The sequence below is a fragment of the Streptomyces sp. NPDC079020 genome (assembly GCF_044542225.1).
GTDB lineage: Bacteria > Actinomycetota > Actinomycetes > Streptomycetales > Streptomycetaceae > Streptomyces.
On the sequence record NZ_JBITUB010000001.1, the window covers coordinates 330,915 to 357,679 of the forward strand.

Sequence of the window (26,765 nt, forward strand, 5' to 3'; positions counted from 1 at the left end):
AACATGCGCAATCCGGTGGGCGGCCACGTTCCGGTGGCCGGCGGCCTCGCCAGGGTCGGTCTCGGCCATGCGCGCGAGCTGGCCGCGGAGACCGTGCAGGTCTTCGTCGCCAATCCGCGCGGATGGGCGACGCCCGCCGGGAACCCGGCGCAGGACGACCTGTTCCGCTCCGAGTGCGCCGCCGCGTCGATCCCCGCGTACGTCCACGCCCCGTATCTGATCAACTTCGGCTCGCACACCGAGGCCACCGTCGAGAAGTCCGTGGAGTCACTGCGCCACTCGCTGCGCCGGGCCAGGGAGATCGGCGCGCGGGGAGTCGTGGTGCACACGGGTTCGGCGACCGGGGGACGGCCCCGCGCCCTGGCTCTGGCGCAGGTGCGCACGCACATGCGGCCGCTGCTGGACGAGCTGACGCACGACGACGATCCGGATCTGCTGCTGGAGTCGACCGCCGGCCAGGGGTTCTCGCTCTGCTCACGGACCTGGGACTTCGGCCCGTACTTCGAGGCGCTGGACTCCCACCCCAAGCTGGGCGTCTGCCTCGACACCTGTCACATCTACGCCGCGGGCCACGATCTGACCGGTCCGGCGGGCATGCGGCAGACCCTCGACCTGCTGGTGGACACCGTCGGCGAGGGCCGGCTGAAGCTGATCCACGCCAATGACTCCAAGGACGTCGTGGGCGCGCACAAGGACCGGCACGAGAACATCGGCGCGGGCCACATCGGCGCGGAGCCGTTCCGGGAGCTGTTCTCGCACCCGGCGACCGAGGGCGTACCGCTGATCATCGAGACGCCCGGCGGCACGGCGGGACATATCGCGGACGTGGCGCGGCTGAAGGAGCTGCGCGCTTCGGCGACCGCCCAGGAGTACCCCACAGGGGTCTCCACGCGGCTCACCGGACACGCCGTGGCCCACCGGTAGCACCGCTGACGGGGAGCACCACCACCCGGCCGGCTCAGAGTTCGGGGCCGTCCCCGGGCTCCTCCTGGTAGGAGTAGCGCTGCTCGCTCCAGGGGTCACCGATGTTGTGGTAGCCGCGCTCCTCCCAGAAACCGCGCCGGTCGGCCGTCATGTACTCGATGCCCCGGACCCACTTCGGGCCCTTCCAGGCGTACAGATGGGGAACGACCAGGCGCAGCGGGAAGCCGTGCTCGGCGGTGAGGAGTTCGCCGTCCTTGTGGGTGGCGAACAGCGTGCGGTCCGAGACGAAGTCGGCGAGCCGCAGATTCGAGGAGAAGCCGTACTCCGCCCAGACCATCACATGGGTGACGTCGGGCGCGGGCGGCGCGAGTTCGACGACGTTCCTGGCGAGCACCCCGCCCCATTCGGCGCCGAGCATGCTGAATTTCGTCACGCAGTGCAGGTCGGCGACGACCGAGGAGAACGGCAGCGCCGAGAAATCCTGGTGATTCCAGCAGTGTTTGTCGCCGTCCGCCGTGGCCCCGAAGACCCGGAATTCCCAGCGGTCGGGTTTGAACTTGGGAACGGGTCCGTAATGGGTTACCGGCCAGCCGCGCTGCAGCCGCTGACCCGGCGGAAGCTCGGACTGCTCTGATTCGCGGTATTCCCGGCTTTCCGGCTGACCCATGGCTCCATGGTGACAGACAGGCAGGGGTGGTCATGACCAGAGCAGAGGCGATTCGGGCAACTCGTACTAAGCATGCACTTACTGGACGGCCGGAAGGTGTGGTGCAAGGATGCGGCCAACTTGCCCAGTTCACCGGTTGGAAGGAGCCTCTGCGATGCAGGGCGACCCGGAAGTCATCGAGTATCTCAACGAACAGCTCACGGGCGAGCTGACTGCCATCAACCAGTACTGGTTGCACTACCGAATCCAGGAAAACAACGGCTGGACAAAGCTTGCGAAGTACACGCGGGCGGAGTCCATGGACGAGATGAAGCACGCGGACCGGCTCACGGAACGCATTCTGTTCCTGGACGCGCTGCCCAACTATCAGCGGTTGTTCCATGTGCGGGTGGGACAGACGGTCACCGAGATGTTCCAGGCGGACCGGCAGGTCGAGGTGGAGGCGATCGACCGCCTCAAGCGCGGCATCGAGGTCATGCGCGGCAAGGGCGACATCACCTCGGCGCGGATCTTCGAGGAGATCCTGGAGGACGAGGAGCACCACATCGACTACCTCGACACGCAGCTGGAACTCATCGAGAAGCTCGGGGAGCCGCTCTACATCGCGCAGCTCATCGAGCAGCCGGACAGCTGACCCGCGCGGGAACGGCCCCCGAGAAAGAGGCTCAGGCGGCGTCGGAGAGCCGGACGTCCGGCAGCGGCGCCCTGGTCACCGGTGCGGCGAGCGGACCGGCGGCCGGCTCCCGGCGCTGTTCCAGCAGGTCCCGGCGCGGGCATTCGCCGCGTCCGAGAAGCGCCTGGATCCTGCGGACGCAGCCGCCGCAGTCGGTGCCGGCCTTGCAGGCGGAGGCTATCTGGCGGGGCGTGCAGGCCCCGGCATCCGCATGCTGCTTGACCTGCTGCTCCGTAACGCCGAAACACGAGCAGACGTACATGCGGTTCACCTCCCGGCGGGGTCGGTCGCTGGCGCCGTCCCGATCTATTCGGTGAGGCTAACCTAACCTTACCCGTCGCTCAAGGTGCGTAAAAGCCCTGGAACGCCCGGTGGGGCACGGATCACATCGATCCGTGCCCCACCGGTAGGACCGCCCGGGATTCCTACTGGTCGCGGTACATCTCGGCGACGAGGAACGCCAGGTCGAGGGACTGGCTGCGGTTCAGGCGCGGGTCGCAGGCCGTCTCGTAGCGCTGGTGCAGGTCGTCCACGAAGATCTCGTGGCCGCCGCCGACGCACTCGGTGACATCGTCACCGGTCAGCTCGACATGGATGCCGCCCGGGTGCGTGCCCAGGCCCTTGTGCACCTCGAAGAAGCCCTTGACCTCGTCCAGCACGTCGTCGAAACGGCGCGTCTTGTGGCCGGAGGCGGCCTCGAAGGTGTTGCCGTGCATCGGGTCGGTCACCCACACCACGGTGGCGCCGGAGGCGGTGACCTTCTCGACGAGCTGCGGGAGCTTGTCGCGGACCTTGTCGGCGCCCATCCGCACGATGAAGGTCAGCCGGCCGGGCTCCCGGTCGGGGTCCAGCCGGTCGATGTAGCCGAGGGCCTCGTCGACGGTGGTCGTCGGGCCGAGCTTGACCCCGATGGGGTTGCGGATCTTCGAGGCGAACTCGATGTGCGCGCCGTCCATCTGGCGGGTGCGCTCACCGATCCAGACCATGTGGCCGGAGGTGTCGTACAGCTCGCCGGTGCGCGAGTCGGTACGGGTGAGGGCCGACTCGTAGTCCAGCAGCAGCCCCTCGTGCGAGGAGTAGAACTCGACCGCCTTGAACTCGGCCGGGTCCGTGCCGCACGCCTTCATGAAGTTCAGCGCGTTGTCGATCTCGCGGGCCAGGGCCTCGTAGCGCTGGCCGGAGGGCGAGGACTTCACGAAGTCCTGGTTCCAGGCGTGCACCTGGCGCAGGTCGGCGTAACCACCGGTGGTGAAGGCGCGGACCAGGTTCAGCGTGGAAGCGGATGCGTGGTACATCTGCTTCAGCCGTTCCGGGTCCGGGATCCGGGCCTTCTCGGTGAAGGCGAAGCCGTTGACGGAGTCGCCCCGGTAGGTCGGCAGCGTCACCCCGTCGCGGGTCTCGGTCGGCTTGGAGCGCGGCTTGGAGTACTGGCCCGCGATCCGGCCCACCTTCACCACGGGCACGGAGGCCGCGTAGGTCAGGACGGCGCTCATCTGGAGCAGCGTCTTCAGCTTGGCCCGGATGTGCTCGGCGGACACGGCGTCGAAGGCCTCGGCGCAGTCGCCGCCCTGCAGCAGGAACGCCTCGCCCTTGGCGACGGCACCCAGGCGGGCGCGCAGCTGGTCGCACTCGCCGGCGAAGACGAGCGGCGGATACGACGCGAGGTCCGCGAGTACATCGCGCAGCGCCTCGGAGTCGGGGTACTCGGGCTGCTGCGCCGCGGGAAGGTCTCGCCAGGTGTGGCCACCGGCGACGGAGGTATTGGCGTTCACGGTCACACGGACAACATTACGGGGTCGCGGCGTGCGTCCATTCGAACGCTCAATAATTGAGACACATGCTCCGGCGCCCCCAACGTCCGCTAGGGTTCGGGGCATGTTCGCGCAGCAGACCCGTATCTCCATCCAGAACTGGTGGTGGACCGCTCATCCGGCGGCCCGCTGACTCGACGCGCGTAACAGACTTCGCGAAGGCCGCCCCGAGGGCGGCCTTTCTTTGTGTTCCGGGCCGTTCCTCCACCTCCATCCGGAAGGAACGACCATGTCCGACCGTGTCACCGACCTCGTCCGCCGACTGCTCCAGGACGACTGCCCGCCGTTCGCGCTGCTGCGCCGCCGTACTCCCGGCCATGACCACGACATCGTCGAGCTGCTGATCGGCGGGGTGCGGGAGGCGGAGCGGCTGGCCGACCTGCCGGTGGGCGAGGCGCCCTCGCTCGCCCTGGTGCCGTTCCGGCAGATCGCCGAGCGCGGTTTCGACGTCCGCGACGACGGGACCCCGCTGTCCGTGCTGGTCGCGGACGAGACGTACGAGCTGCCGCTGGACGAGGTCCTCGCCCGGCTGCCCGGCCATGAGGTGCGGGTCGAGAACGGGGGCTTCGACGTCCCCGACGAGGAGTACGCGGGGATCGTCCGGCGGGTCATCGAGGACGAGATCGGGCAGGGCGAGGGCGCGAACTTCGTGATCCGGCGGAACTTCCTGGGCGAGATCCCGGGATTCGGGCGGGCGGACGCGCTGGCGCTGTTCCGGCGGCTGCTGGCCGGGGAGCGGGGGGCGTACTGGACGTTCGTCGTCCACACCGGGGAGCGGACACTGGTCGGCGCCAGCCCCGAGGTGCATGTCCGGATGTCCGGCGGCACGGTCGTGATGAACCCGATCAGCGGGACGTACCGGTACCCGGCCGAGGGCCCCACCCCCGAGAGCCTGCTGGCCTTCCTCGGCGACCGCAAGGAGACCGAGGAGCTCTCCATGGTGGTCGACGAGGAACTGAAGATGATGTGCACCGTCGGTGACATGGGCGGGGTGGTGATCGGCCCCCGGCTGAAGGAGATGGCCCACCTCGCGCACACCGAGTACGAGCTGCGGGGCAAGTCCTCCCTGGACGTCCGGGAGGTGCTGCGGGAGACCATGTTCGCGGCGACGGTCACGGGCTCGCCCGTGCAGAACGCCTGCCGTGTCATCGAACGGTACGAGCCCGGCGGCCGGGGCTACTACGCGGGCGCCCTGGCCCTGCTGCGCCGGGACGCGGGCGGGACGCAGACCCTGGACTCGCCGATCCTGATCAGGACCGCGGACATCTCGGCCGGCGGACAGCTGAAGGTGCCGGTCGGTGCCACGCTCGTACGTCACTCGGACCCGCGGAGCGAGGTCGCCGAGACGCACGCGAAGGCGGCCGGGGTACTGACGGCGCTGGGGGTACGGCCGGGGCGGCCTCGGGAAGAGGCGGCCCGGCCGCGGCTGGCGTCCGATCCGCGGGTGCAGTCGGCGCTGGACGGCCGGCGCGGCGGGCTCGCGCCCTTCTGGCTGCGGATGCAGGAGCGCACGCGGGAGCTGACCGGCCACGCGCTGGTGGTGGACGGCGAGGACACCTTCACCGCGATGCTGGCCCATCTGCTGCGCTCCGCGGGGCTGGAGGTTTCGGTGCGCCGGTACGACGAGCCGGGGCTGCGGGAGGACGTACGGGCGCACCGCGGGCCGGTCGTGCTGGGCCCCGGTCCCGGCAACCCGGGCGATCTCACGGACCCGAAGATGCGGCTGCTGCGCGGGCTCGCGGCCGAGCTGGTGCGCGATCACCGGCACGGGCTGCTGGGCGTCTGCCTGGGCCATGAGCTGATCGCGGCCGAGCTGGGGATGGACGTCGTGCGCAAGGCCGTGCCGTACCAGGGCGCGCAGACCCGGATCGAGCTGTTCGGCCGGCCGGAGACGGTCGGCTTCTACAACAGCTTCACCGCGCGCTGCGACGGGGCGAGCGCCGCCGAACTGGCCGCGCACGGCATCGAGGTGAGCCGGGACGAGGCCACCGGCGAGCTGCACGCGCTGCGCGGGGAGGGCTTCGCCTCGGTGCAGTTCCACCCGGAGTCGGTCCTCACGATCCGCGGGGCCGCGATCGTGTCCGAGCTGCTGGCGGGGCTGCCGGTCCTCAGCTGAGAACGGCGGCCGGAGAGCTGACGGGCCGTCCGGCCGGCGGGTCCGTCAGCTCTTCGGCGGTGCCGGGACGAGGACGTTCTCGCTGCCGCGGCGGGCCAGGTAGTCGGCGACGTTCCGTACGGTGGCGTCGATGATCTGGCCCACCGCGTCCTCGGTGTAGTACGCCTGGTGCGAGGTCACGATGACGTTCGGGAAGGTGACCAGCCGGGCCAGGGTGTCGTCGTCGACGCCCTCCAGGGACTTGTCCAGGAAGAAGAGACCGGCCTCGGCCTCGTACACATCCAGTCCGACGCCCAGGAAGCGGCCCGCGCGCAGCTCACCGACCAGGGCGGTGGTGTCGATCAGGCCGCCCCTGCTGGAGTTGATGAGGATCGCGTCGTCCTTCATCGCGGCCAGGGCGGCCTTGCCGATGAGGTGATGGGTGGAGGGGAGCAGCGGTACGTGCAGGCTGATCAGGTCGGCCTCGGCGAACAGCTGCTCCTTCTCCACGTAGCGCATGCCGAGTTCGGTACAGGCCGGGTTCTCGGCGACGTCCCAGCCCAGCAGCTTCATGCCGAAGCCGTGGGCGATCCGGGTGAACGCCTCGCCGATCTTCCCGGTGCCGACCACGCCGACGGTGCGGCCCCGCATGTCCCGGCCGAGCAGCCCGTCGAGACGGAAGTCGAAGTCCCGGGTGCGGCTCGCGGCGCGGATGATGCGCCGGTTGACCGCCATGGCGAGCGTCCAGGCGAATTCCGCGACGGAGTACGGGGAGTAGGAGGAGACCCGGGCGACGCGCAGGGCGAGCCGCTCGGCAACGTCCAGGTCGATGTTGTTGAAGCCCGTGGAGCGCTGGGCGATCATCTGGGTGCCGCCCGCGGCGAGGGTCTGGAGGACCTTGCCGCCGAGGTCGGCGTTGACGCTGGTGGAGATGATCTCGTAGCCCGCCGCGATGGGAGCGGTGTCCCGGTTCAGGAAGACGTCCAGGCAGCGGACCTCGTGCTGTCCGGCGAACGCCTTCTCGATCAGGGGCTTCTCGTCGGACTGCACGCCGAATGCCAGGATCTCCACTGCTTCTCCCGCTCTGTACGCATACCAGGGTGATGGGCCGGATATCGCGAATATACGGCCCGCCGGGTCAGGCGTCGTCGAGCCCGCGCTCAATGGCGTACCGCACGAGCTCCACCCGGTTGTGCAGCTGGAGCTTGCCGAGGGTGTTCTGGACGTGGTTCTGCACGGTGCGGTGCGAGATGACCAGCCGTTCGGCGATCTGCTTGTACGAGAGTCCCTTGGCGACCAGCCGCAGCACCTCCGTCTCGCGCTCGGTCAGCCGCGGGGCCTTGGGTTCGTCGGAGGCGACGGGGGCGGGGTCGGAGGCCAGCCTGCGGTACTCGCCGAGGACGAGCCCGGCGAGGCCGGGGGTGAAGACCGGGTCGCCCACGGCGGTGGAGCGGACCGCTTCGGTCAGCTCCTGGGTGGAGGCGGACTTCAGCAGATAGCCGGTGGCGCCGGACTTCACGGCCTCCAGCACGTCGGCGTGCTCACCGCTCGCGGAGAGCACCAGGACACGCAGCCCGGGGTGCGAGCCGACCAGTTCCTTGCAGACCTGGACACCGGGCATCCCTGGCAGGTTCAGATCCAGGACGAGGACATCGGGATCCGCGGCCCTGGCACGGCGCACGGCCTGCGGGCCGTCCCCGGCGGTCGCCACGACCTCGAAGCCGGACTCGGCGAGATCGCGGGCCACCGCGTCGCGCCACATCGGGTGGTCGTCGACCACCATCACCTTGATGGGCCGCTCCGCGGCACCCCGCTCGTCGTGCGTACTCATCCGGCCGATCCTGCCTTCCCCCGGGAAACCTTCGGAACCTTCAACTCGACCTCGGTGCCCTGTCCCGGCACCGAGATCAGCTCTGCCGTGCCGCCGAGATCACGCAGCCGGCCGCGGATGGACAGGGCGACCCCGAGCCGCCCCTCGCCCTCCGCCTGGGCCAGGCGCCCCTCCGGAATCCCGGGGCCGTCGTCCCGGACCGTGACGATCACCTCGTCCGGCTCGTCCTCGACCAGGATCCAGGCGTGCGCGTCCTGACCCGCGTGCACCCGCACATTGTCCAGCGCGGCACTGACAGCGGCGGCGAGCTCCCGCGCGGCCCCGGGCGGCAGCAGCACCGGAGCGCCCGGCTCCGCGAAGCTGGTCCGGGAACCCGCGTGCGGGGCGAGCAGAGCACGCAGATCGCACACCCCGGCCCGGCCGGACCGCTCCGCCTCGCCGTCGTCGTCGACCTCGACCGTACGTACGACGGCGCCCTCGGCGGCGTCCTCGGAGAGCCGGGAGGTGGGCACCAGACCGCTGGAGACGAGCGTGCGCAGGGCGATCTCCTGCTCCCCCGCCATCCGGCCGAGCTCGGCGGCCTCGCCGCCGATGGCCGAGCCCCGGCGCTGCACCATGGCGAGGACCTGGAGCACGCTGTCGTGGATGTCGCGGGCCAGGCGCTCCCGCTCGCGGGTGGCGGCCTCGATCTCCAGGGCGCGGGCCAGCGTGCGTTCACTGGCGCGGGCGACCTCGACGACGTACCCGATGGCGATGGAGGCGACCCAGACCAGCAGGACGTTGTGGAAGGTGTCCCGGCTGGGATGGCCGCGCTCGATGATGTTGGCGACGGCGACGAAGGTGGAGGCGAAGGCCGCCCAGCGCCAGCCGCCCTTGATCGCGAAGGCCAGCACCGAACCGGCCGTCCAGATCGACGGGAGCGTCGGGCCGTCGACGTGCTGGGCGTCGAAGTCGGCGAGCGGGGTGAGCAGGATCCCGGAGAGGGCGACGACGAGGTCCACGCCCAGGAAGCGTTTGGTGCAGCTCACCGCGCCCGCGACCTTGGGCAGCGTGAACAGCGTCCACAGCACCATGACCACCAGGAAGGCGACGGCCACCCAGGGCCGTTCGTACTTGTCCCGGCCGAACACCGAGAGCAGCACCGCGTAGATCATCGTCAGTACGCGGTACGCGGTCAGCGCACGCCACAGCGGCTGCTCGACCGACATCCGTACGACCCGCTCGCGCCTGGCCATCACTTCACACCCCCCGGGACGGACAACGACGCGGCTAGTCGCCGGACCGTTCCGTTCCGCCCTCGTCCGCCCCGTGCCCCTGCTTGTGCGCGCGCTTCTCGTCCTCGGCCCGCCGTTTGGCCTCCTCGGCGATCCGGCGCTTGGCGGCGGTGGCGTAGATGTCCACGTACTCCTGGCCGGAGAGCTTCATGATCTCGTACATGACCTCGTCGGTCACCGAGCGCAGGATGAACCGGTCGCCGTCCATGCCCTGGTAGCGGCTGAAGTCGAGCGGCTTGCCGATCCTGATGCCCGGCCGCATCAGCTTGGGCATCACCTGGCCGGGCGGCTGGATCTTCTCCGTGTCGATCATCGCGACCGGGATGACGGGCGCTCCGGTGGCCAGCGCCACCCGGGCCAGACCGCCGGGCTTGCCCCGGTAGAGCCGTCCGTCGGGCGAACGGGTGCCCTCGGGGTAGATCCCGAAGAGGCCACCGCTCTCGACGACCTGGATGCCCGCCCTGATCGCCGCCTCACCGGCGCCCCGGGCACCGGAGCGGTCGACCGGGAGCTGGCCGACGCCCTTGAAGAAGGCGGCGGTGAGCCTGCCCTTCACCCCGGGCGAGGTGAAGTACTCGGCCTTCGCGATGAAGGTGACCTTGCGGTCCAGGACGGCCGGCAGGAAGAACGAGTCGGAGAACGACAGATGGTTGCTCGCGAGGATCGCCGGCCCGTGCTCGGGAATGTTCTCCAGGCCCTCCACCCACGGCCTGAAAGCGAGCTTCAGAGAGCCGCCGATGGAGAACTTCATTGCGCCGTAGATCAACTCGGGTGCCTCCTGTGTGCTGTCGGTCAGACCTTAGCCTGTGCCCCCGCCCGCGCTTCCGCCCGGCACGGGGCACCCGGTACCGGCCGGTGCCGGCGGTACGGACGGTGACGGCCCTGGTCGGTGTCAGCCCGGTCGCGTACGGTGAAGTCATCCTTCTCGCACTCCCCTTGCACGCCCGCCAGCCTCACGAACAGGAGACCTTGGTGCCGGTCCTCCCTGGAGCCGAGCCGTTCCGCCACGAGGGCGGAGAGGTCGGCGTCCTCCTCTGTCATGGATTCACCGGATCGCCGCAGTCGCTGCGCCCCTGGGCCGACTATCTGGCCGGGCGCGGGCTGACCGTCTCGCTGCCGCTGCTGCCCGGACACGGCACCCGCTGGGAGGACATGGCCGTCACCGGCTGGCAGGACTGGTACGCCGAGGTGGACCGGGAGCTGCGGGCGCTTCGTGAGCGGTGCGAGCAGGTCTTCGTCTTCGGTCTGTCGATGGGCGGCGCGCTGACCCTGCGGCTGGCGGCGAAGCACGGGGACGCGATCAGCGGTCTGGTGCTCGTCAACCCGGCGAACAAGGTGCACGGCCTCTCGGCGTACGCCCTGCCGGTCGCCCGTCATCTGGTGCGTACGACCAAGGGGCTGGCCAGCGATATCGCGCTGGAGGGCGCCGAGGAGGTCGGCTACGGCCGGGTGCCGCTGCACGCGGCCCACTCGGTGCGGAAGTTCTTCCGGCTGGTCGACGCCGAGCTGCCCCAGGTCACCCAGCCGATCGTGCTGCTGCACAGCCCGCAGGACCATGTGGTGCCGCCCGCCGACTCGGCCCGGATCCTCAGCCGGGTGTCCTCGACGGATGTCGAGGAGATCCTGCTGGAACAGAGCTACCACGTGGCGACGTTGGACCACGATGCGGAGCGGATCTTCGATGAGAGCTACCGGTTCATCGGCCGCCTCGCACCCAGCGTCGGGAAGAAGGGGAGCACATCCGGTGGCTGAGCACGACGCGGAGCGCACAGGCAGCGACGAGGAGCGCGAACCACGCCCCATGGAGGGCGCGGCCGCTCCCGGGGGGACCGGGAGTGCCGAGGGGGCACCGGGCAGCGGGCCGGTCGACGAGGACGCCGCCTGGCAGGCGATCGTCGCAGGGTACGGCGAGGAGCCGCCGGACCCGCCGGGCGCCAAGCCGTTCAAGTCGATCGAGGATCTCGCCCTGCTGGAGGACGGCCGGCTGAACGTCCTGGGGCCGGACACGGGTCCGGGCGACTCCGTGGACAAGGGGACCAAGCAGGCTCCCCCGAAGCCGCCGGAGAAGAAGGCGCTCGGCAGTTCGGTGGTCTTCGCCCCCGGTGTCGGCGGTCCCCGTGACTACGACGTGGCGGAGCCCGCGAACGGCGACACCGACGATCCGGACGACAGCGAGGAGGGCCACTTCGTGCCCCCCGTGCCCCCCGAGCTCCCGGAGGCCGATGTCACCGCGAAGTTCGCGTGGCTCGCGGTCGTCGGCGGCCCGGTCCTGATGCTGCTCGCGGTGCTGCTCCAGTGGGAGATGACGTGGTGGCTCACCACGATCTGCATCGGCGGGTTCCTGGGCGGCTTCGCGACGCTGGTGGCCCGGATGCCCCATGACGACGACGATGCCGACGGCTACGACGATCCGGGGCGCGGCGCGGTGGTCTGAGCCCCGGGGACCGGCCGGACCGCGGGCACCCGGAGCACCGCCAGCACGGGCAGGTGGTCCGTGGCCGCCCGCAGGTCGGCCTCGTCGACGCCGGGCAGTCCCGCCGGGACGCCGCAGCCGAGAACCTCGATGCCGTGCGTCGCGAAGACCGCGTCGATACGGCGTCGCGGGTCCTGCGGGGTGAAGGTGAGCTCGCCGCCCCACGGTGCCACGGCCCAGCAGTCCTGGAGCCGCCCGGCCAGGTGCCGGAACGCCTTCCCGGTCGGTACGTCGTTGAGGTCGCCCGCCGCCACGGCGTGCGGCACGTCCAACTCCTCCAGCCGCCGGAGCAGCAGCGCGCTCTGGGCCAGGCGCTCCTCGCGCTGGAGGCTCAGATGGCAGCTCAGTACGCCGATCCGGGTGCCGGCGATCCGTACCACCGCCGTGGCGAAGCCCCTGCGGTGCAGCCCGGGGGTGCGGGGCAGCAGGATGTCCTCGGTGCGCTCGACCGTGGCCCGCAGCGAGCACAGCAGCATCGGCCCGGCCGCGGTGGCGCCGCCGCCCAGGACCACGAGACCGCTGCGCTTGGCGAGCCGGGCGGCCGCCTTGCGCCAGCGGAAGAAGCGCGGGGCCTCCTGGACGAAGACCAGGTCGGGGGCGCAGGCGCGGATGACCCGGGCCAGCGCCGCGGTGTCGTCGCGCATCGAGCGGACGTTGTAGCTGAGCACCCGGACGACGGCCGAACCGTCCGGCTCGGTGCGGGAGTCGGGCAACGGCGTCATGACCATGCGGGCCACGATACGACGGACGCCCGCCGCTGCCCCGAAGGGCGCGACGGGCGTCCGGTCGGTCCTGGGCCGCCGTCGGCTCTCGCCCGCGGCGGCCCGCCGTCAGCCCTGGCGGGCCAGGTCGGCCGCGCCCACCAGTCCGGCCTTGCCGCCCAGTTGGGCGGCGAGCACCTGTGCGTGCGGGCGCCACTGGCCGCCGATCAGCCAGCGCCGGAACGACTTGCGGATCGGGTCGAGGACGAGTTCGCCCTCGTCCGAGACACCGCCGCCGACGATGAACGCGGACGGGTCGAAGAGCGAGGCGAGGTCGGCCAGTCCGGCGCCGGCCCAGCGGGCCAGCTCACGGAACGAGTCGACGGCCACCGGGTCGCCCTGGCGGGCGGCCTGGCTGATGTGCTTGCCCTCGATGCCCTCCACGGTGCCGTCGCCGAGCGCGAGCAGGGCGGCGGCGTTCTCCGGGGTGGCGTTGGCGCGCTGCTTGGCGTACCGGACGAGCGCGCGGCCGGAGGCGTACTGCTCCCAGCAACCCTGGCTGCCGCAGCCGCAGAGCAGACCGTCCGGGACGACCCGGATGTGGCCGAACTCGGCGGCCACGCCGAAGCGGCCGCGGCGCAGCTTGTTGCCGATGATGATGCCGCCGCCGAGGCCGGTGCCGAGCGTGATGCAGATGACGTCGTCGTGGCCCTGGCCGGCACCGAAGCGGTATTCGCCCCAGGCGGCCGCGTTGGCGTCGTTCTCGACGACGACGGGCAGGCCGACGCGCTGCTCGACCTTGTCCTTGAGCGGCTCGTGGCGCCAGTTGATGTTCGGCGCGAAGAGTACGGTGGCGCGCTTGTCGTCGACGTATCCGGCGGCACCGATGCCGACGGCCTCGATGTCGTGTCCCTCGCTCGCGCCGGCCACGGCCGAGCAGATGGCGTCGACGATGCCTTCGGCCGTCGGAGGGGTCGGTACCTTGAACGTCGAGAGGATCCGGCCCTCTTCGTCGACCACTCCAGCCGCGATCTTCGTGCCGCCGATATCGACGCCGATGGTGAGTCCCATGAGTCCCTCAGTTCCGGTCGAGCCCCGCTAGGGCCAACCGTACCCGAGGCAGGGCACCGCCCGGTCCGTCCGTCCGCCCCGGCGGACCCGTTCCGCGCGGGTCAGTCCAGGTCGATGTGCTCGCTCCCGGCGGGGCCCTCGTCCCTCGGGTCGGAGGGGTCCTCGGCCGCCTTCTTCTGCGTACCGGCGGGACCGCCGCTGCCTCCGGCACCCTCCGTCGTCCGGGTCCAGCGGCCCTCCTGGCCCTCGACGGCCGAGCGGTAGGCGGCCAGGAGTTCATTGCCCGCCGCCGCGAGATGATCGAAGAGGTCGGGATTGCGCTCGATGACGGGTTCGACGGCCGTCTTCGCCTGCTGGATGACCTGCTGCACGGCTCCCTGCGCGGCCACGCCGAGCAGCGGCGACTGGAAGGAGGCGACCTTGTCGGCCACGGCGTCGACCAGCTTGCGCAGTTCTTCGGCTGCGGAGCCGGGCTGCGGGCCGTACTCGGCGCGGCGGCGGGCCTTCTCGGCCTTGAGGTCCTCGGCGCAGGCCTCGGCCCACGCGTCGCCGTCGACGGGACGATCGGTGGCTTCACTCATGGCTGACTCCTGCGACGCGGGTTGCCGGCGACGGGCCGTACGGAACACGTACTACCGACGTTACCCGAACGGTGGTGTCCCGTTCAGGGGGTGCGCGGCCAGAGCGCCGGGTCCGGGGTGAACCGGACGCGCAGCACACCTTCGTGGAGTGCCGCGCCCGAGACGGTACAGCGCCGCAGCCCGGATTCGAGCCGCACGATCCGGTGGAACGGGCCCACGGTGAGCATCAGTTCGTCGCCGCGGCGGACGAGCCGGAGGTCGGACTTGGCGGCTCCGGGCAGCGGCAGGCACCAGACGAGCGCCCGCTCGCGGCCTTCCTCGGCGGGGGCCTCCTCGATCCACCAGGGGTCGTCCGCCCGCCCCGGAGCCCGCTCGTCCGGCACGGCGGGGGCGAGGGCGCCGAGGTCGTCGAGGCCCCGCGGGTCGCGCCCGAGGTGGGGCACCTCGCACAGGGGGGTGCCGGGGGCCCGGTCCGCGCGCCAGTGGTCCAGGCACTTCTCCTGCTGGGCCGCGAGCCCGGCGAACCAGGGGTCGGACGAGTGCCGGGGAAGCACCCGGCCGGCCACCAGGGTGTCGACGCGCAGCCCGTGCAGGGCGAGGCCGGTGCGGGCGGTGCGCAGCGCGTCCTCGGCGGCGGGTCCCGGTTCGGCGACCAGGCGGACGGTGGTCGCGCGGTCCTCGATCAGCGCCTGGACGGCGGCCAGCTCGGCGTCCTTGCGGGCGGCCGCCTCGTACAGCCACTGGGCGGGCATCGGGACCCCGGCGAGCTGGGCGAGCATCGGGCGCAGCGCGCGGGCGGCCTGCCGTTCCTGGGGGAGCAGCCGGCGCAGATAGCGGCGCAGCTGTTCGGGCAGGGCGAGGAGGGCGAGGGCTTCGCGCAGCGGTGGCAGGTCGACGACGAGGACCTCGTAGCCGGCTTCGGGCGAGGCCCAGTCGCCCTCGGCCGCGCGGCGCAGGGTGTGCAGCAGCGCGAGCGGGGTGCTGCCGGGCAGCTCGGTGAGCTCCTCGCCGTCCAGCCGGTTGGCGCCGAGGAGTTCGAGGGCGCCCGCGGCCCGGTTCTGGAGTTCGAGGAGTTCGCCGCGGAAGTGGGCACCGGAGTCGACGCGGGCGCTGTACAGGTGGCCGGTGACCTCGGCGGGTTCCGGGCCGTCGGGGAAGCCGGGGACGGTGTCGGCGGAGATCAGGAGGGTGCGGCGGCCGCTGCGGGCGGCCGCCAGCGCGGTCGCCGCCGCGACGGTGGTACGGCCTGCGCCGCCGGGACCGGTGACCAGGACCGTACGCACCGGGTCAGGCCTGCGGGACGGACTCGACGCGCTTCTTCAGGCCGGCCAGGGCGCGGTCGATGATGACCTTCTCCGCCTTGCGCTTGATCATGCCGAGGAGCGGGATCTTGACGTCGACCGCGAGCCGGTAGGTGACCTCGGTGCGGTCGCCGCCGCCGACGGGCGCCAGGGCGTAGGTGCCGTCGAGGGCGCGCAGCATCTGGGACTTCACCAGGCTCCAGCTGACCTCGTTCTCACCGGTCCAGGTGTAGGCGAGGACGTGGTCGTCCTTGATCGCTCCGGCGTCCAGGACGAGCCGGACCTGCTCGGCGCGGCCGCGGTCGTCGGTGGCCAGGACCTCGGCCTCCTTCACCTCGCCGGTCCACTCCGGGTAGCGGGCGAAGTCGGCGATCACGCCCATGACGTCGGCCGGTGCCGCCTCGATCGTGATGCTCGAGCTGGTGTGTTCAGCCATCGCCGTGGCCCTCCAGTGCGGTGTACCGGTCGCGTTCGGCAGGAGCCTGCCGGTTGCAGGCTATCGCGTGCCCGGCCTCGCCCCGTTCACCAGGTGAGGGCCCAGGGCACCCCGGTCGAGGCGAAGTGCCCGACGTTGACGCACTCGGTGGTCCCTATCCGCATCCTGCGGACCAGTGGCTGATGGACATGGCCGAACAGCGCGTACCGGGGGCGGGTCCTGCGAATGGCGTCGAGGAGGGCCCGGCTGCCGCGTTCGAAACGGCGGGCGACGGTGTCGTACGTCAGCTCCGGCACCTCGGGCGGGATGTGCGAGCAGAGCACGTCGACCGGACCGAGCGCCTCGACCTTGGCCGCGTACTCCTCGTCACTGATCTCGTACGGGGTGTTCATCGGGGTCTTCAGCCCGCCGCCGACGAAGCCGAAGACCCGGCCGCCGATCTCCACGCGCTCACCGTCCAGGACGGTGGTGCCGGGGCCCGCGTACTCGGGCCACAGGACGGGGACGTCGACATTGCCGTAGGTGGCGTACGTCGGGGTGGGGAAGGCCGCGAACAGCTCGGCGTACTGCTTGCGCACCGCACCGAGGATCGCGGCGTTGCGGTCCCTCCCCGCCCAGAGCGAGCGGCCGAACTCACGCGCCTCCTCGAAGCGGCGTTCGGTGCGCAGCGCGACGATGCGGTCCGCGTTCCGCTCGCCGAAGAGCTCGGGGAAGATGCCGCGCGAATGGTCGGCGTAGTCGAGGAAGAGCACCAGGTCACCCAGGCAGACGAGGGCGTCCGCACCGTCCCCGGCGCGGGCCAGCGCTTCGGTGTTGCCGTGCACATCGCTCACCACATGGACACGTGTGGGGCGGCGCGCGGCCGCGTCCCGGCCGTGCCGAACGTCCTGTTCGCTGCCTCGCATGCCGTTCACCCTAGGGGCTGTCCGGCACGCGGCGCCGCCCGTCCGGAGAACGGGCCGGCGGGGTCAGGAGCAAGGGGCGGCCGGACCTGCGGTTACTTCCGGGTCGTCACAGGCGTGGACTACTGTGCGCGAAAGGACCACCCATGTGTGTGATGCATAAGACATCTGGCCGGAACCCCCTATCGGGAACCATGTACCGGTGGGTAACGTCCGGGCAGTCCAGTCGTGCTCACCCCACGGAGCACCTGCCAATCTTGGACCGCAGCCGGTGCGCCACACAGAGCCGTGGCACCGGAGCCCGATGAGGAGCAGCAGTCTTGCGCGAGTTCAGCCTTCCGGCCCTTTACGAGGTCCCGACGGACGGCAACCTGACGGATCTCATCCGCCGCAATGCCGCTCAGCATCCTGAGGTCGCGGTGATGAGCCGCAAGGTGGGCGGTGTCTGGACGGATGTCACCGCCACCCGGTTCCTGGCCGAGGTGAGAGCCGCCGCCAAAGGGCTGATCGCCTCGGGCGTGCAGCCCGGCGACCGGATCGCCCTGATGTCCCGCACGCGCTTCGAGTGGGTTCTGCTGGACTTCGCGATCTGGAGTGCGGGCGCGGTGACCGTGCCGGTCTACGAGACCAGCTCCGCCGAGCAGATCCAGTGGATCCTCGGTGACTCCGGCGCGGTCGCGGTGCTCGTGGAGAGCGACGGGCACGTCGGCGCGGTCACCTCGGTACGGGACCGGCTGCCGGAGCTGTCGCACGTGTGGCAGATCGACAAGGGCGCGGTCGACGAGCTGACCGCGGCCGGCGGCGAGGTCTCGGACGAGACCCTGGACCTGCGCATGGTGAGCGCGAGGGCGGACGACCCGGCCACCATCGTCTACACCTCCGGCACCACGGGCCGCCCCAAGGGCTGTGTGCTGACGCACCGCAGCTTCTTCGCGGAGTGCGGCAACGTGGTGGAGCGGCTGAAGCCCCTCTTCCGTACCGGCGAGTGCTCGGTGCTGCTCTTCCTGCCCGCCGCGCACGTCTTCGGACGGCTGGTCGAGGTGGCCGCCGTGATGGCCCCGATCAGGCTCGGCTGTGTGCCGGACATCAAGAACCTCACCGATGAACTGGCCACGTTCCGGCCGACGCTGATCCTCGGTGTGCCGCGGGTCTTCGAGAAGGTCTACAACGCGGCGCGCGCCAAGGCGCAGGCCGACGGCAAGGGCAGGATCTTCGACCGGGCGGCCGACACCGCGATCGCCTACAGCCGCGCGCTGGGCACCGCGCAGGGCCCCTCGCTCGGTCTGCGGCTCAAGCACAGGCTCTTCGACAAGCTGGTCTTCGGCAAGCTCCGCGCGGTGCTCGGCGGGCGCGGCGAGTTCGCGATCTCCGGCGGCGCCCCGCTGGGCGAGCGGCTCGGGCACTTCTACCGGGGCATCGGCTTCACGGTGCTGGAGGGCTACGGCCTCACCGAGACGTGTGCGGCGACCGCGTTCAACCCGTGGGACCGGCAGAAGATCGGTACGGTCGGCCAGCCGCTGCCCGGTTCGGTCGTCCGGATCGCCGACGACGGCGAGGTCCTGCTGCACGGTGAGCACCTGTTCACCGGTTACTGGAACAACGAGGCGGCGACGGCCGAGGCGCTGGCCGACGGCTGGTTCCACACGGGTGACATCGGCACACTCGACGAGGACGGCTATCTCGCGATCACCGGCCGCAAGAAGGAGATCATCGTCACGGCGGGCGGCAAGAACGTCGCCCCCGCCGTCATCGAGGACCGGATCCGCGCGCACGCCCTGGTCGCCGAGTGCATGGTGGTCGGCGACGGGCGGCCGTTCATCGGCGCGCTGATCACCATCGACGAGGAGTTCCTGGTCCGCTGGGCCGAGGACCACGGCAAGCCGGCCGGCTCCACGGCGGTGTCGCTGCGCGAGGACGCCGATCTGCTGGCCGCGGTGCAGCGGGCGGTGGACGACGGCAACGCCGCGGTGTCCAAGGCGGAGTCCGTACGCAAGTTCCGCATCCTGCCGACGCAGTTCACCGAGGAGGCGGGCCACATCACGCCGTCGCTGAAGCTGAAGCGCAATGTGGTGGCGAAGGACTTCGCGGACGAGGTCGAGTCGATCTACCGCGCCTGACGCACGTACGCGAAAGGGGGCCCGCACGGTGTGCGCGGCCCCCTTTCGCATGTCCGGCCGGAGCCTTGCAAGCAGCCCGCCCGGTGGCCCTGGGGCCTCGGACGCCCTGATGCCGCGCGCCCGGCTCAGAGCAGTGTCCTCAGCTCTTCGGCGAGCAGGTCCCAGCGCCACTTCTCCTCGACCCAGGCCCGGCCCCGCTCCCCCATGCTCCGCCGCAGCTCCGGGTCGCCGAGCAGCGTGACGATCCGGTCGGCCGACTCCTCGGCGTTCCCGCCGCGCACCACCCACCCGGTCTCCCCGTCGAGCACCGCGTCGGGGGCACCGCCCGAGTCGCCCGCCACCACCGGCAGTCCGGTGGCGGAGGCCTCCAGGTAGACGATGCCCAGGCCCTCGACGTCGAGCCCGCCGCGCCGGGTGCGGCACGGCATGGCGAAGACGTCCCCCGCGCCGTAGTGGGCGGGCAGCTCCGCCCACGGCACCGGGCCGGTGAAGCGCACCGAGTCCAGCACGCCCGTCTCGGCGGCCAGCCGCTTCAGCTCCTTGGCGTACGGGCCGCCGCCGACGATCAGGAGCACGGCGTCCGGCACCTGCGCCAGGATCGCGGGCATGGCGAGGATCAGCGTGTCCTGGCCCTTGCGCGGCACGAGCCGCGACACACAGACGACGACGGGCCGGTCGGTGAGGCCCAGGCGGGCCCTGACCCGGTCCCCGCCGGACGCCGGGTGGAAGGTCTTCTCGTCGACCCCGGGCGGCAGCCGGACCATCCGGCCGGCCGCCTCGGGGGTGAGCGCGGCGGCGATGCGGGAGCGGGTGTACTCGCCGAGGTAGGTGATGGTGTCCGTGCCCTCGCCGATCCGGCGCAGCAGCTGCCGGGACGCGGGCAGCTGGGCCCAGCCCGCCTCGTGCCCGTGGGTGGTGGCCACGATGCGGCGGGCGCCGGCCCTGCGCAGGGCCGGCGCCATCAGACCGAGCGGGGCGGCGGCGCCGAACCAGACGGAGGTGCAGCCGTGTTCGCGCAGCAGCCCCACGGCCCGCCGGGTGACCCGCGGGGTCGGCAGCAGCATGGTCGTGCGGTCGCGCACGACGGTGAACGGCTGCTCCGCGTCGAAGGCGGCGGTGGCCGCGACACCCTCGGCACTCCGCTTCCAGGTCGAGGCGTAGACGACGAGCTGTCCGGGGTCCAGGCGCAGCGCCATGTTGTGCAGGAACGCCTGGATACCGCCGGGGCGGGGCGGGAAGTCGTTCGTCACGATCAAGGTCTTGTCCATCGCCGCCGACAGTACCCAACGGCCGCGCTTCATGGATCACGCACGGCCCCGACGGCATCATGGCTCCCCCGGAACACGGGACGGACACGCGGCGGGACGGCGACGAGCGGGACGGACGGGGCGGCGGATGGGGCCGGTGAAGGGTGCGGCGACGGGAGCCTTTGGCGCGCGGCTGCTGCCGCTCGCGGTGTGGGCACTGACCAGGGCCGCGCTGCTGCTGTGCGTGTTCAAGGTGTTCACGGTGCCAGGCCCGGACGTCACGGTGGATGTCTCGGTGATCTACCGGGGCTGGTACGACGTCCTGCGCACCGGCACGTACCCGCTGGACGACATCACCTGGCAGTACCCGCCCGCCGCCGCGCTGGCCATGCTGTCCCCGGCGCTGCTGCCGTTCCTGGAGTACGCGGCGGCGTTCTTCGTGCTGGTGCTGCTGTGCGACGCGCTGGTCCTGGGGCTGCTGCTGTACGCCGGGCGGCGCCCCGGGATACGGGACGCGGGCGCGTGGGTCTGGGTGGCGGGGGTGCCGCTGCTGGGTCCGACCGCGTACGCCCGGTACGACCTGATGGTGACGGCGCTCGCCGTGGCGGCGCTGCTGGCCGGGCTTCGCCGCCCCCGGGCGCTGGGGGTGCTGGCCGGGTTCGGGGCGCTGCTGAAGGTGTGGCCGGTGCTGCTGCTGGTGGGCACCCGGCGCGGGCGGGCGACGCGCGGAGCATGGGTCTCTGCGGCGGTGACGGGTGCGGTGGTGGCCGCGGGGTGCGCCCTGGCCATGCCGGGCGCGTTCGCGTTCCTGGAGTTCCAGCGGGAGCGGGGCACCGAGATCGAGTCGCTGGGGGCGCTGTTCTTCCACGTGGCCCGGCACTTCGGCTGGGAGGGACGGGTGGAGCTGCACTACGGCTCGCTGGAGTTCCTCGGACCCCATGTGCCGCTGGTCTCGGCGCTGGCGCTGGGGCTGAGCCTGCCGGCGTTCGGCTGGCTGCTGGTGTGGCGGCTGCGGGCCCGTGAGTTCTCGGTCCGTACTCCGGCGGAGGCGGCGTTCACCGCGGTGCTGCTGTTCACCACGACCAGCCGTGTGATCAGCCCGCAGTACCTGGTGTGGCTGGTCGGGCTCGCGGCGGTCTGTCTGGTGTTCCGGGACGGCCGGACGGTGCTGCCCGCCTGTCTGGTGCTGCTGGCGGCCGGCGCCACGCTGCTGGAGTTCCCGCTCGGGTTCGGGCATGTGGTGGCCAGTGACGCGACGGGGGTGGGTCTGCTGGTGGTCCGCAACGGTCTGCTGGTGGCGGCCTCCGTCATCGCCGGGCGGCGGCTGTGGCGGGAGACGGTGCCGGGGCGCGGGCGGCCCGCGGGGCGACCGGCCGGGGGCGCGGCGGACACCGTGCCCGGGGCGGCCGCTCAGCCCAGCCGGGCGCTGAGGTAGTCGCGCCAGGACGCCGTGAGGTCCTGGGGCGTCGTGTCGAGGACGGTGCGCAGCGCGTGCTCGACGGACCCCTCCCGGCCCGGGTGGCGCCCCACGGCCTCGTAGAAGGCGATCAGCTTCTCCTCGCCCCACCGCTCGGCGATCAGCGCGCAGGCCAGCCAGCCGCCCTCGTAGGCCCTGGCGAGCTGCCCGGCGTCCCCGGTGAAGGCGAAGTCCTTGTCCGCGGGCAGTCCGGCGGGCCGCTCGCCGCGCCGTACGGCCTGGGCCAGTTCGGGCGCGATCTGCTCCGCCGGGCGGGACTCCGCGCGGTAGGCCGCCCAGTCGGCGAAGCCCTCGGAGAGCCACATCGGGGTGGCCGCGGACGTCCCGGGCCGGGACGCGACGTGGGTGGTCTCATGGGTCAGGACGACCCGTTGGCCGAAGGTGCCGAGCATCGCGTACGCCTGCGGGTTGACGATCACCCGGTCGGCCAGGGCCGGGCGCCGGCCGGTGCCGCCGACCTCGCCGGTGGTGACGGCGGCTATGCCCCGGTAGCTCGCCTCCGGTGAGCCCAGCAGCTTCGCCATGTCCTCGACGGAGTCCGGTACGAGCACCACCACCCGGCGCGCCCAGGACCGGGGCCAGGCTCCGGAGACGGCCACAACGGCGAGGTCGGCGGTGTCCGCGACCCGGCGCAGCTCCCCCGGGTCCCGGCCGACGCCCAGGACGAGGCTGTGCGCGCCGCGCACGGCCTGGACGTCGCCCTGCTGCCAGAGCTGGTCCGCGGCGTCCTTGCCCGGCCGGTCGGCGGCGATGTACCAGCGCTCCCCGGCCCCGGCGCGGGTCAGCTCCAGGGTGCGGCGGGTGGCCATCGGGGCGCTGTCGTATCCGGCGATCCGGTAGCGCAGCTCGACATCGGCGGTGGCCCTGCGCTCGCCGTGCCCGCTGACGCCCTTCAGCTCGTACGTCCAGGACTTCAGGGGTACGTCGGCGAGGTTGGCCAGTTCGGTGCGCTGGGCGGCCCGCAGCCGCGTGGCCCGGGGGTCGATCACGGACAGGAAGGCGGCGGTGTCGTGGGCCAGGACGGCGGCGGCCCGGTCGTCCAGGACGGCACCGACCTCCCGGGCCGTGGGACCGGTGGCGGGGGCGTCGGGACCGGCGCAGGCGGACGTCAGCAGCAGACCGGCGAGCACGGCACCCGCCGTACGCCGTCCGCGGGGTCTGCCCCGCCGCGCGTCACCCCTGAGAACAGCCACCCTGCCGATCGTACGGTCAGATACGGGTGACCGAGGAGACGGGCATCATGCCGACGGGGTCGTAGCGCACCCTGGCCCCGGGGTAGGGGGCGTGGATGACCTGGCCGTTTCCCACGTACATCCCGATGTGGCCGGCGTCCGCGCGGTAGGCCACCAGGTCTCCCGGCCGCGCCTGGGAGAGCGGCACCATCCGGCCCGCGTACCGCTGGGCCTGCGAGGTGCGCGGCAGGCCGACCCCGGCCTGGGCGTACGCCCAGCGCATCAGCCCGGAGCAGTCGAATCCCGAGGGCCCCTCGGCCCCCCACACATACGGACGGCCGAGCGCCCGCGTGGCCGCCGCCACGGCGGCCGTCCCCCTCGCCGAACCGGGGAGGACGCCGGTGAGGTCCACCGCCCCGTCGCGGCCGGAGCGCGAGGCCCGGTCGAAGGACGCGCGCTCCCCGGCGGGCAGCGCCTCCAGCAGTTGGCGGGCGCGGGCGAGCTTGGCCTCGACGGTGCGCTTGTGGCGGATGACGGCGTTCCGGCCGGCTTCGAGGCCGGCCAGCGATCCGGCGGCCTCCGCGCGGGTCTGCGCGACCTTGCGCTGGGCCCGGCGGAGCCTGTCCAGGACCAGTGACTGGCGGGTGTTCACCCGTTCCAGGGTGGCGGCCCGGTCGAGATAGGTGTCGGGGTCCGAGGAGAACAGCAGGGCCAGCGAGGGGTCGATGGAGCCGGAGCGGTACTGCGCGCCGGCGAGCGAACCGAGCGCCGTACGCATCCGGTTGATGCCTTCCTGGCCGCGCGCCGCGCGGTCCTGGGCGCGGTCCACCTCGCCGCGCAGCCGGTCGACCAGCTCCCCGGCCTCGTTGAACTCCTCGGTGGCCCGCTCCGCCTCGCGGTACAGCCGGTCGACCTCGGCCCTGGCCGCCTCGGGGCTGTCCTGCGGGTCGGCGCTCGCCGGGGCCCCCGTGAGCGTCGCGGCCGCGGTGGCCGCGGCGGCCGTGAGGACAGTGGCCCGGACGCTCCGGCCGAGGCCGGACTGAGTGGAACGGTGATGGGACACCACAGGAAGCCGCACTTCCTTCCGCTGACGCAGAGGTGCGCAGCCCCTGCCGCCCGGGGCGGGCGGACCGACGACCGGGAGCTGCACAGCAGCCAGACAGTAATCGGACGGCTACGCGGCGGCCAAGGACCGCGCCGGGCGCGCGCGGGGGTGTCATACGGCTCCGCCCCGCCGGTGACCTCGGTCTCCGGCGGGGCGGGGCGTCAGTGGAGCGGGGCGTAATTCGCCCGTTCGGGCGTCAGCCGACGCGGACGCCGAACTGGAAGGTGCCCATGTAGTTCATCGACTCGTACCGGACGAAGGCGCCCGGCTTCGGGGCGTGCAGGATCTGGTTGTTGCCCGCGTACAGGCCCACGTGCGACGTGTTGTTGAAGAACACCAGGTCGCCGGGCTTCAGCGCGCTGCGCCCGATCCGCTGGCCGTCGTTGACCTGGGTGTAGGTGACGCGGGAGATCTGGACGTTGGCCTGGGCGTAGGCCCACTGGGTCAGCCCGGAGCAGTCGAAGGAGCCGGGGCCGGTGCCGCCGGGGTAGTACGGCTTGCCGATCTGGGTCGCGGCGGCCTGGAGGGCGGCGGCGCCGCGGGCGGAGGCGGGAACCTCGTTGCCCAGCTCGACCCGGTCGCCCGCGGCGCGGCTGGCGCGCTGCTCGTCCGCGTCCATCTTGGCGCGCTCGGCGACGGTCAGGGTGTTGAGCAGTCGCCGGGCCTCGGCGAGCTTGGCCGAGGACTTCTTCTTGTTCTCGCCGAGCGTCTTGCGGACCTCGGCGAGGTCGCCCAGCTTCGCCTGCGCTTCCTTGCGCTGCTGCGCGAGGGTGCGCTGCTTGGACTGGATCTTCTGGAGCGACTCGGTCTGCTTGGCCGTCAGCTGGTCCAGCGCGGAGGCCTGGTCGAGGAAGTCGTCCGGGTCCGAGGCGAGGAAGAGCTGGACGGACGGGTCGATACCGCCGGAGCGGTACTGCGCGGTGGCGATCGAACCCAGCTCGCCGCGCAGGGTGTTGAGCTCCTCCTGGCCGCGGGCGACCTTGTCCTGGAGCGCGTCGACCTGCTTCTTGAGCTTGTCCTGCTGCTCCTTGGCCCCGTTGAACTTCTCGGTGGCCGCCTCCGCCTCGTGGTAGAGCTTGTCGACCTCCGCCTTGACGTCGGCCTTGCTCGGCTTGGGGTCGGCGTGGGCGGCCTGGGAGGACAGGGCCACTGCCGCAGCGGCGGCCGCGGTGAGCACGTTCACGCGGGCGCGGCTCGGCTGCTTGGGACGACGGTGGGACGCCACGAAGGCGAGCTCCTTCTTCCTCGAGCCGCCTACCGGGCTGTGGGGGACGTGGATCCCCGGCTCCGTGCATGTCACGGACTCGGCGGTGCCTTCGCCGTCACCCCGAATGGGTGATCAACCGTGCGAAGGTTCGAGGCCTGACCTTAGTGACCATCTTGTGATCAGTTCAAATCCTCACAAGAAAAAACTCACCACTTCAGGTACTTCTTTACACACATCGCACCGCGTGTAGCGACGACTTGACGGTACGTTCCGGAAATCCCGGCATGCTGCACATGTCACGCATGCCGAACTAGCCGGTCATCTCCCGCCATGCCCCCTCAGACACGGGAGAGCCGTTTCAACAGCAGGGCGGACGCGACCGGCCTGGCCCCGGCCTTGGCCACCCCGTCCGCCACCTCACGGTCGGTGGAGACCACCACGACGGGCCGGCCGGGCGGTTCCGCGCGGGCCAGTTGACGGATCAGCTCGTCCGCCGTGACCCCGGCCTTGCTGAACAGCACCCGGACCCCGCGCGGCGGGGCGAGCAGCACCGGCGCGGCCAGTTCGGCCCCGTCGAACACACAGGTCATCTCGGCGCCGGTCTGCGCCGCGAGCACCGAGAGGCCGCCCAGCAGCCGCAACCGCTGCTTCTCCAACGGCATCTGCGGATATCCGGTCTTGGTGACGTTGTAGCCGTCCACGATCAGATGCGCCTGCGGCAGCGCGAGCAGCTGGTCCAGGAGCGCCGGGTCCGTCTCCGAAAGGGCCCTGGCGGCAATGTCCTTGGGCGACATCCGGCCCGGCTCCACCGCCTCGACACTGTCGGCGGGACGGATCGTCGAGGGCGGCAGCGCCAGTTCGCGGCGCAGCCCGCGGGCCGCGTCCAGCACCGTGTCGAGCAGCAGCCTCAGGCGCATGTCCTCGACGGAGCGCCCCTCCCTGGCCGCTCTGCGGCTCGCCTCGACGGACGACTCCGCCTCGCCGAGCCGTGCCTTGAGCCGCCGCGACTCGCTCTCGGCCGCGGAGACCTGCGCGGCCGCCTCGGCCCGCAGCGCGTCGGCCTCGGCCGCGCTCCGGCGCAGCGCCGCCTCGCTGCGCTTCACCTCGCTCTGCGCGCTGCGCAGTTTGCGGTGGAGGGACTCGGCTTCCTTGCGGGCCGCGTCCAGCTCGCTGCGCAGCCGCTCCGTCTCGCTCCGCGTCAGCGCCCGCGCCTGGGCCAGCTCCTCGCGCAGCCGTTCCAGCTCACGCCGGGTCTCCTCGTCGGCCCGTTCCGCGTCGGCGCGCTGGACCTCCTCGCCGGCGGCCCCGACCAGCTTGACCCAGCCGGCCGGGCGCAGCACATAGGCGGCCGCGGCCACATCGACGGGATCGGCGGCGGCGGGCGGCGCGCCCGCCTCCAGCGCGCCGGCCAGCTCGGGCTGGGACTGGGCGATCCGCTCGCCGATGCGCTGCCGGAACAGCGGATCGCTCGCCAGGGCAGCCGCCATCGCGTTCCCGGCGAACTTGGCACGCCGGGACGGGGTGAAACGGGCATACTGCCGCAGCTGGGCGGGCAGTTCGCTGACCGTCAGGCCGCCGAAGGCCTCCGCGACCAGCGCGACGACCCGCCGCCGTACGCCCTCGGGCAGCGGGCGGTCGAGCACCTCGACGGCACCGTCGGCCGCATCGGCCGGTTCGGCGCCGTTAGTCGGCTGCTCCAC

At 72.0% G+C, this 26,765-nt stretch carries 26 protein-coding genes; 8 read left to right on the top strand and 18 right to left on the bottom strand.

Going from position 1 to position 26,765, the window contains the following annotated elements:
• Positions 1 to 3 precede the first annotated feature (3 nt).
• A complete protein-coding gene (locus ACIGJO_RS01530) occupies positions 4 to 924 on the top strand; it encodes a deoxyribonuclease IV (protein WP_399950391.1) in 921 nt (306 codons plus the stop codon).
• Positions 925 to 958: 34 nt separating this feature from the next.
• On the opposite strand, the gene ACIGJO_RS01535 is transcribed toward ACIGJO_RS01530, so the two are convergent.
• Positions 959 to 1,591, bottom strand: coding sequence for a sulfite oxidase-like oxidoreductase (locus tag ACIGJO_RS01535; RefSeq protein ID WP_266929936.1), 633 nt, complete (start codon positions 1,589 to 1,591; stop codon positions 959 to 961).
• A 154-nt stretch (positions 1,592 to 1,745) separates the two neighbouring features.
• Between ACIGJO_RS01535 and bfr the strand changes: the two genes are divergently transcribed.
• Entirely contained in the window at positions 1,746 to 2,225 is a 480-nt protein-coding gene (bfr, locus tag ACIGJO_RS01540) for a bacterioferritin (protein ID WP_399950394.1), read from the top strand.
• Positions 2,226 to 2,256: 31 nt separating this feature from the next.
• Here bfr and ACIGJO_RS01545 read toward each other — a convergent pair whose 3' ends face one another.
• Together ACIGJO_RS01545 and ACIGJO_RS01550 are read right to left on the bottom strand one after the other, a co-directional pair.
• Entirely contained in the window at positions 2,257 to 2,526 is a 270-nt protein-coding gene (locus tag ACIGJO_RS01545; RefSeq protein WP_399950397.1) for a bacterioferritin-associated ferredoxin, read from the bottom strand.
• Positions 2,527 to 2,689: 163 nt separating this feature from the next.
• On the bottom strand, positions 2,690 to 4,036 hold the full coding sequence (locus ACIGJO_RS01550; protein ID WP_329945759.1) for a class II 3-deoxy-7-phosphoheptulonate synthase: 1,347 nt from the start codon (positions 4,034 to 4,036) through the stop codon (positions 2,690 to 2,692).
• A 103-nt stretch (positions 4,037 to 4,139) separates the two neighbouring features.
• Here ACIGJO_RS01550 and ACIGJO_RS01555 point away from each other — a divergent pair, with 103 nt between their 5' ends.
• Together ACIGJO_RS01555 and ACIGJO_RS01560 are read left to right on the top strand one after the other, a co-directional pair.
• Positions 4,140 to 4,208, top strand: coding sequence for a trp operon leader peptide (locus ACIGJO_RS01555; protein WP_351863589.1), 69 nt, complete (start codon positions 4,140 to 4,142; stop codon positions 4,206 to 4,208).
• A 96-nt stretch (positions 4,209 to 4,304) separates the two neighbouring features.
• On the top strand, positions 4,305 to 6,191 hold the full coding sequence (locus ACIGJO_RS01560; protein ID WP_399950400.1) for an anthranilate synthase family protein: 1,887 nt from the start codon (positions 4,305 to 4,307) through the stop codon (positions 6,189 to 6,191).
• A gap of 45 nt (positions 6,192 to 6,236) precedes the next feature.
• Here ACIGJO_RS01560 and ACIGJO_RS01565 read toward each other — a convergent pair whose 3' ends face one another.
• From ACIGJO_RS01565 to ACIGJO_RS01580, 4 genes are all read right to left on the bottom strand, one after another.
• Complete coding sequence (locus ACIGJO_RS01565) at positions 6,237 to 7,241, bottom strand: 2-hydroxyacid dehydrogenase (RefSeq protein WP_399950403.1); 1,005 nt, start codon at positions 7,239 to 7,241, stop codon at positions 6,237 to 6,239.
• A 67-nt stretch (positions 7,242 to 7,308) separates the two neighbouring features.
• Positions 7,309 to 8,001, bottom strand: coding sequence for a response regulator (locus tag ACIGJO_RS01570; protein WP_399950406.1), 693 nt, complete (start codon positions 7,999 to 8,001; stop codon positions 7,309 to 7,311).
• Positions 7,998 to 9,236, bottom strand: a complete 1,239-nt coding sequence (gene macS, locus ACIGJO_RS01575) for a MacS family sensor histidine kinase (RefSeq protein ID WP_399950408.1) — start codon at positions 9,234 to 9,236, stop codon at positions 7,998 to 8,000. Before macS ends, ACIGJO_RS01570 begins: the two co-directional genes overlap by 4 nt.
• A 34-nt stretch (positions 9,237 to 9,270) precedes the next feature.
• Positions 9,271 to 10,041, bottom strand: a complete 771-nt coding sequence (locus ACIGJO_RS01580) for a lysophospholipid acyltransferase family protein (protein ID WP_399950411.1) — start codon at positions 10,039 to 10,041, stop codon at positions 9,271 to 9,273.
• A 206-nt stretch (positions 10,042 to 10,247) separates the two neighbouring features.
• Here ACIGJO_RS01580 and ACIGJO_RS01585 point away from each other — a divergent pair, with 206 nt between their 5' ends.
• Positions 10,248 to 11,027 carry an alpha/beta hydrolase gene (locus ACIGJO_RS01585; RefSeq protein ID WP_399950413.1) on the top strand — a complete coding sequence of 260 codons (780 nt, stop codon included), beginning with the start codon at positions 10,248 to 10,250 and terminating at the stop codon, positions 11,025 to 11,027.
• Entirely contained in the window at positions 11,020 to 11,709 is a 690-nt protein-coding gene (locus tag ACIGJO_RS01590) for a hypothetical protein (RefSeq protein WP_399950417.1), read from the top strand. The genes ACIGJO_RS01585 and ACIGJO_RS01590 overlap by 8 nt, the downstream gene beginning before the upstream one ends.
• On the opposite strand, the gene ACIGJO_RS01595 is transcribed toward ACIGJO_RS01590, so the two are convergent.
• From ACIGJO_RS01595 to ACIGJO_RS01620, 6 genes are all read right to left on the bottom strand, one after another.
• Positions 11,676 to 12,476 carry an endonuclease/exonuclease/phosphatase family protein gene (locus ACIGJO_RS01595; RefSeq protein WP_399950419.1) on the bottom strand — a complete coding sequence of 267 codons (801 nt, stop codon included), beginning with the start codon at positions 12,474 to 12,476 and terminating at the stop codon, positions 11,676 to 11,678. The two genes, ACIGJO_RS01590 and ACIGJO_RS01595, sit on opposite strands and share 34 nt — an antisense overlap.
• A 102-nt stretch (positions 12,477 to 12,578) precedes the next feature.
• A complete protein-coding gene (locus ACIGJO_RS01600) occupies positions 12,579 to 13,520 on the bottom strand; it encodes an ROK family glucokinase (RefSeq protein ID WP_329945648.1) in 942 nt (313 codons plus the stop codon).
• A gap of 101 nt (positions 13,521 to 13,621) precedes the next feature.
• Positions 13,622 to 14,101, bottom strand: coding sequence for a DUF5304 domain-containing protein (locus tag ACIGJO_RS01605; protein ID WP_399950422.1), 480 nt, complete (start codon positions 14,099 to 14,101; stop codon positions 13,622 to 13,624).
• Positions 14,102 to 14,184: 83 nt separating this feature from the next.
• A complete protein-coding gene (locus tag ACIGJO_RS01610) occupies positions 14,185 to 15,384 on the bottom strand; it encodes an ArsA family ATPase (protein WP_399950425.1) in 1,200 nt (399 codons plus the stop codon).
• Between the two features lie 4 nt (positions 15,385 to 15,388).
• On the bottom strand, positions 15,389 to 15,838 hold the full coding sequence (locus tag ACIGJO_RS01615; RefSeq protein ID WP_399950427.1) for an SRPBCC family protein: 450 nt from the start codon (positions 15,836 to 15,838) through the stop codon (positions 15,389 to 15,391).
• An 86-nt stretch (positions 15,839 to 15,924) separates the two neighbouring features.
• The gene (locus tag ACIGJO_RS01620; protein WP_399950430.1) at positions 15,925 to 16,743 is read right to left on the bottom strand and encodes a metallophosphoesterase; all 819 of its coding nucleotides are present in this window, start codon (positions 16,741 to 16,743) and stop codon (positions 15,925 to 15,927) included.
• 317 nt (positions 16,744 to 17,060) lie between these two features.
• On the opposite strand from ACIGJO_RS01620, the gene ACIGJO_RS01625 reads away from it, so the two are divergent.
• Entirely contained in the window at positions 17,061 to 18,857 is a 1,797-nt protein-coding gene (locus ACIGJO_RS01625) for an AMP-dependent synthetase/ligase (RefSeq protein ID WP_399950433.1), read from the top strand.
• 125 nt (positions 18,858 to 18,982) lie between these two features.
• Here the strand turns inward: ACIGJO_RS01625 and ACIGJO_RS01630 are convergent, their stop codons facing one another.
• Positions 18,983 to 20,125 carry a glycosyltransferase family 4 protein gene (locus tag ACIGJO_RS01630; RefSeq protein WP_399950436.1) on the bottom strand — a complete coding sequence of 381 codons (1,143 nt, stop codon included), beginning with the start codon at positions 20,123 to 20,125 and terminating at the stop codon, positions 18,983 to 18,985.
• Positions 20,126 to 20,252: 127 nt separating this feature from the next.
• Between ACIGJO_RS01630 and ACIGJO_RS01635 the strand changes: the two genes are divergently transcribed.
• Entirely contained in the window at positions 20,253 to 21,539 is a 1,287-nt protein-coding gene (locus ACIGJO_RS01635; protein WP_399950439.1) for a glycosyltransferase 87 family protein, read from the top strand.
• Here ACIGJO_RS01635 and ACIGJO_RS01640 read toward each other — a convergent pair.
• From ACIGJO_RS01640 to ACIGJO_RS01655, 4 genes are all read right to left on the bottom strand, one after another.
• Positions 21,515 to 22,711, bottom strand: a complete 1,197-nt coding sequence (locus tag ACIGJO_RS01640) for a hypothetical protein (protein WP_399951667.1) — start codon at positions 22,709 to 22,711, stop codon at positions 21,515 to 21,517. The genes ACIGJO_RS01635 and ACIGJO_RS01640 overlap by 25 nt on opposite strands.
• A gap of 79 nt (positions 22,712 to 22,790) precedes the next feature.
• Entirely contained in the window at positions 22,791 to 23,819 is a 1,029-nt protein-coding gene (locus ACIGJO_RS01645; protein WP_399950442.1) for an NlpC/P60 family protein, read from the bottom strand.
• Positions 23,820 to 24,054: 235 nt separating this feature from the next.
• Positions 24,055 to 25,083 (bottom strand): NlpC/P60 family protein, encoded by a 1,029-nt coding sequence (locus ACIGJO_RS01650; protein WP_399950445.1) that lies wholly within the window; start codon positions 25,081 to 25,083, stop codon positions 24,055 to 24,057.
• A 320-nt stretch (positions 25,084 to 25,403) separates the two neighbouring features.
• Positions 25,404 to 26,765: an NYN domain-containing protein gene (locus ACIGJO_RS01655; protein WP_399950448.1), complete on the bottom strand. Its 1,362-nt coding sequence runs from the start codon at positions 26,763 to 26,765 to the stop codon at positions 25,404 to 25,406.

Coding starts and splice junctions, on each gene's coding strand:
- ACIGJO_RS01560 (WP_399950400.1), top strand. CDS start 4,305: ATGTCCGACCGTGTCACCGACCTCGTCCGCCGACTGCTCCAGGACGAC.
- ACIGJO_RS01595 (WP_399950419.1), bottom strand. CDS start 12,476: ATGGTCATGACGCCGTTGCCCGACTCCCGCACCGAGCCGGACGGTTCG.
- ACIGJO_RS01635 (WP_399950439.1), top strand. CDS start 20,253: ATGGGGCCGGTGAAGGGTGCGGCGACGGGAGCCTTTGGCGCGCGGCTG.
- macS (WP_399950408.1), bottom strand. CDS start 9,236: ATGGCCAGGCGCGAGCGGGTCGTACGGATGTCGGTCGAGCAGCCGCTG.
- ACIGJO_RS01615 (WP_399950427.1), bottom strand. CDS start 15,838: ATGGCTGAACACACCAGCTCGAGCATCACGATCGAGGCGGCACCGGCC.
- ACIGJO_RS01620 (WP_399950430.1), bottom strand. CDS start 16,743: ATGCGAGGCAGCGAACAGGACGTTCGGCACGGCCGGGACGCGGCCGCG.
- ACIGJO_RS01630 (WP_399950436.1), bottom strand. CDS start 20,125: ATGGACAAGACCTTGATCGTGACGAACGACTTCCCGCCCCGCCCCGGC.
- ACIGJO_RS01535 (WP_266929936.1), bottom strand. CDS start 1,591: ATGGGTCAGCCGGAAAGCCGGGAATACCGCGAATCAGAGCAGTCCGAG.
- ACIGJO_RS01530 (WP_399950391.1), top strand. CDS start 4: ATGCGCAATCCGGTGGGCGGCCACGTTCCGGTGGCCGGCGGCCTCGCC.
- ACIGJO_RS01570 (WP_399950406.1), bottom strand. CDS start 8,001: ATGAGTACGCACGACGAGCGGGGTGCCGCGGAGCGGCCCATCAAGGTG.
- ACIGJO_RS01545 (WP_399950397.1), bottom strand. CDS start 2,526: ATGTACGTCTGCTCGTGTTTCGGCGTTACGGAGCAGCAGGTCAAGCAG.
- bfr (WP_399950394.1), top strand. CDS start 1,746: ATGCAGGGCGACCCGGAAGTCATCGAGTATCTCAACGAACAGCTCACG.
- ACIGJO_RS01605 (WP_399950422.1), bottom strand. CDS start 14,101: ATGAGTGAAGCCACCGATCGTCCCGTCGACGGCGACGCGTGGGCCGAG.
- ACIGJO_RS01600 (WP_329945648.1), bottom strand. CDS start 13,520: ATGGGACTCACCATCGGCGTCGATATCGGCGGCACGAAGATCGCGGCT.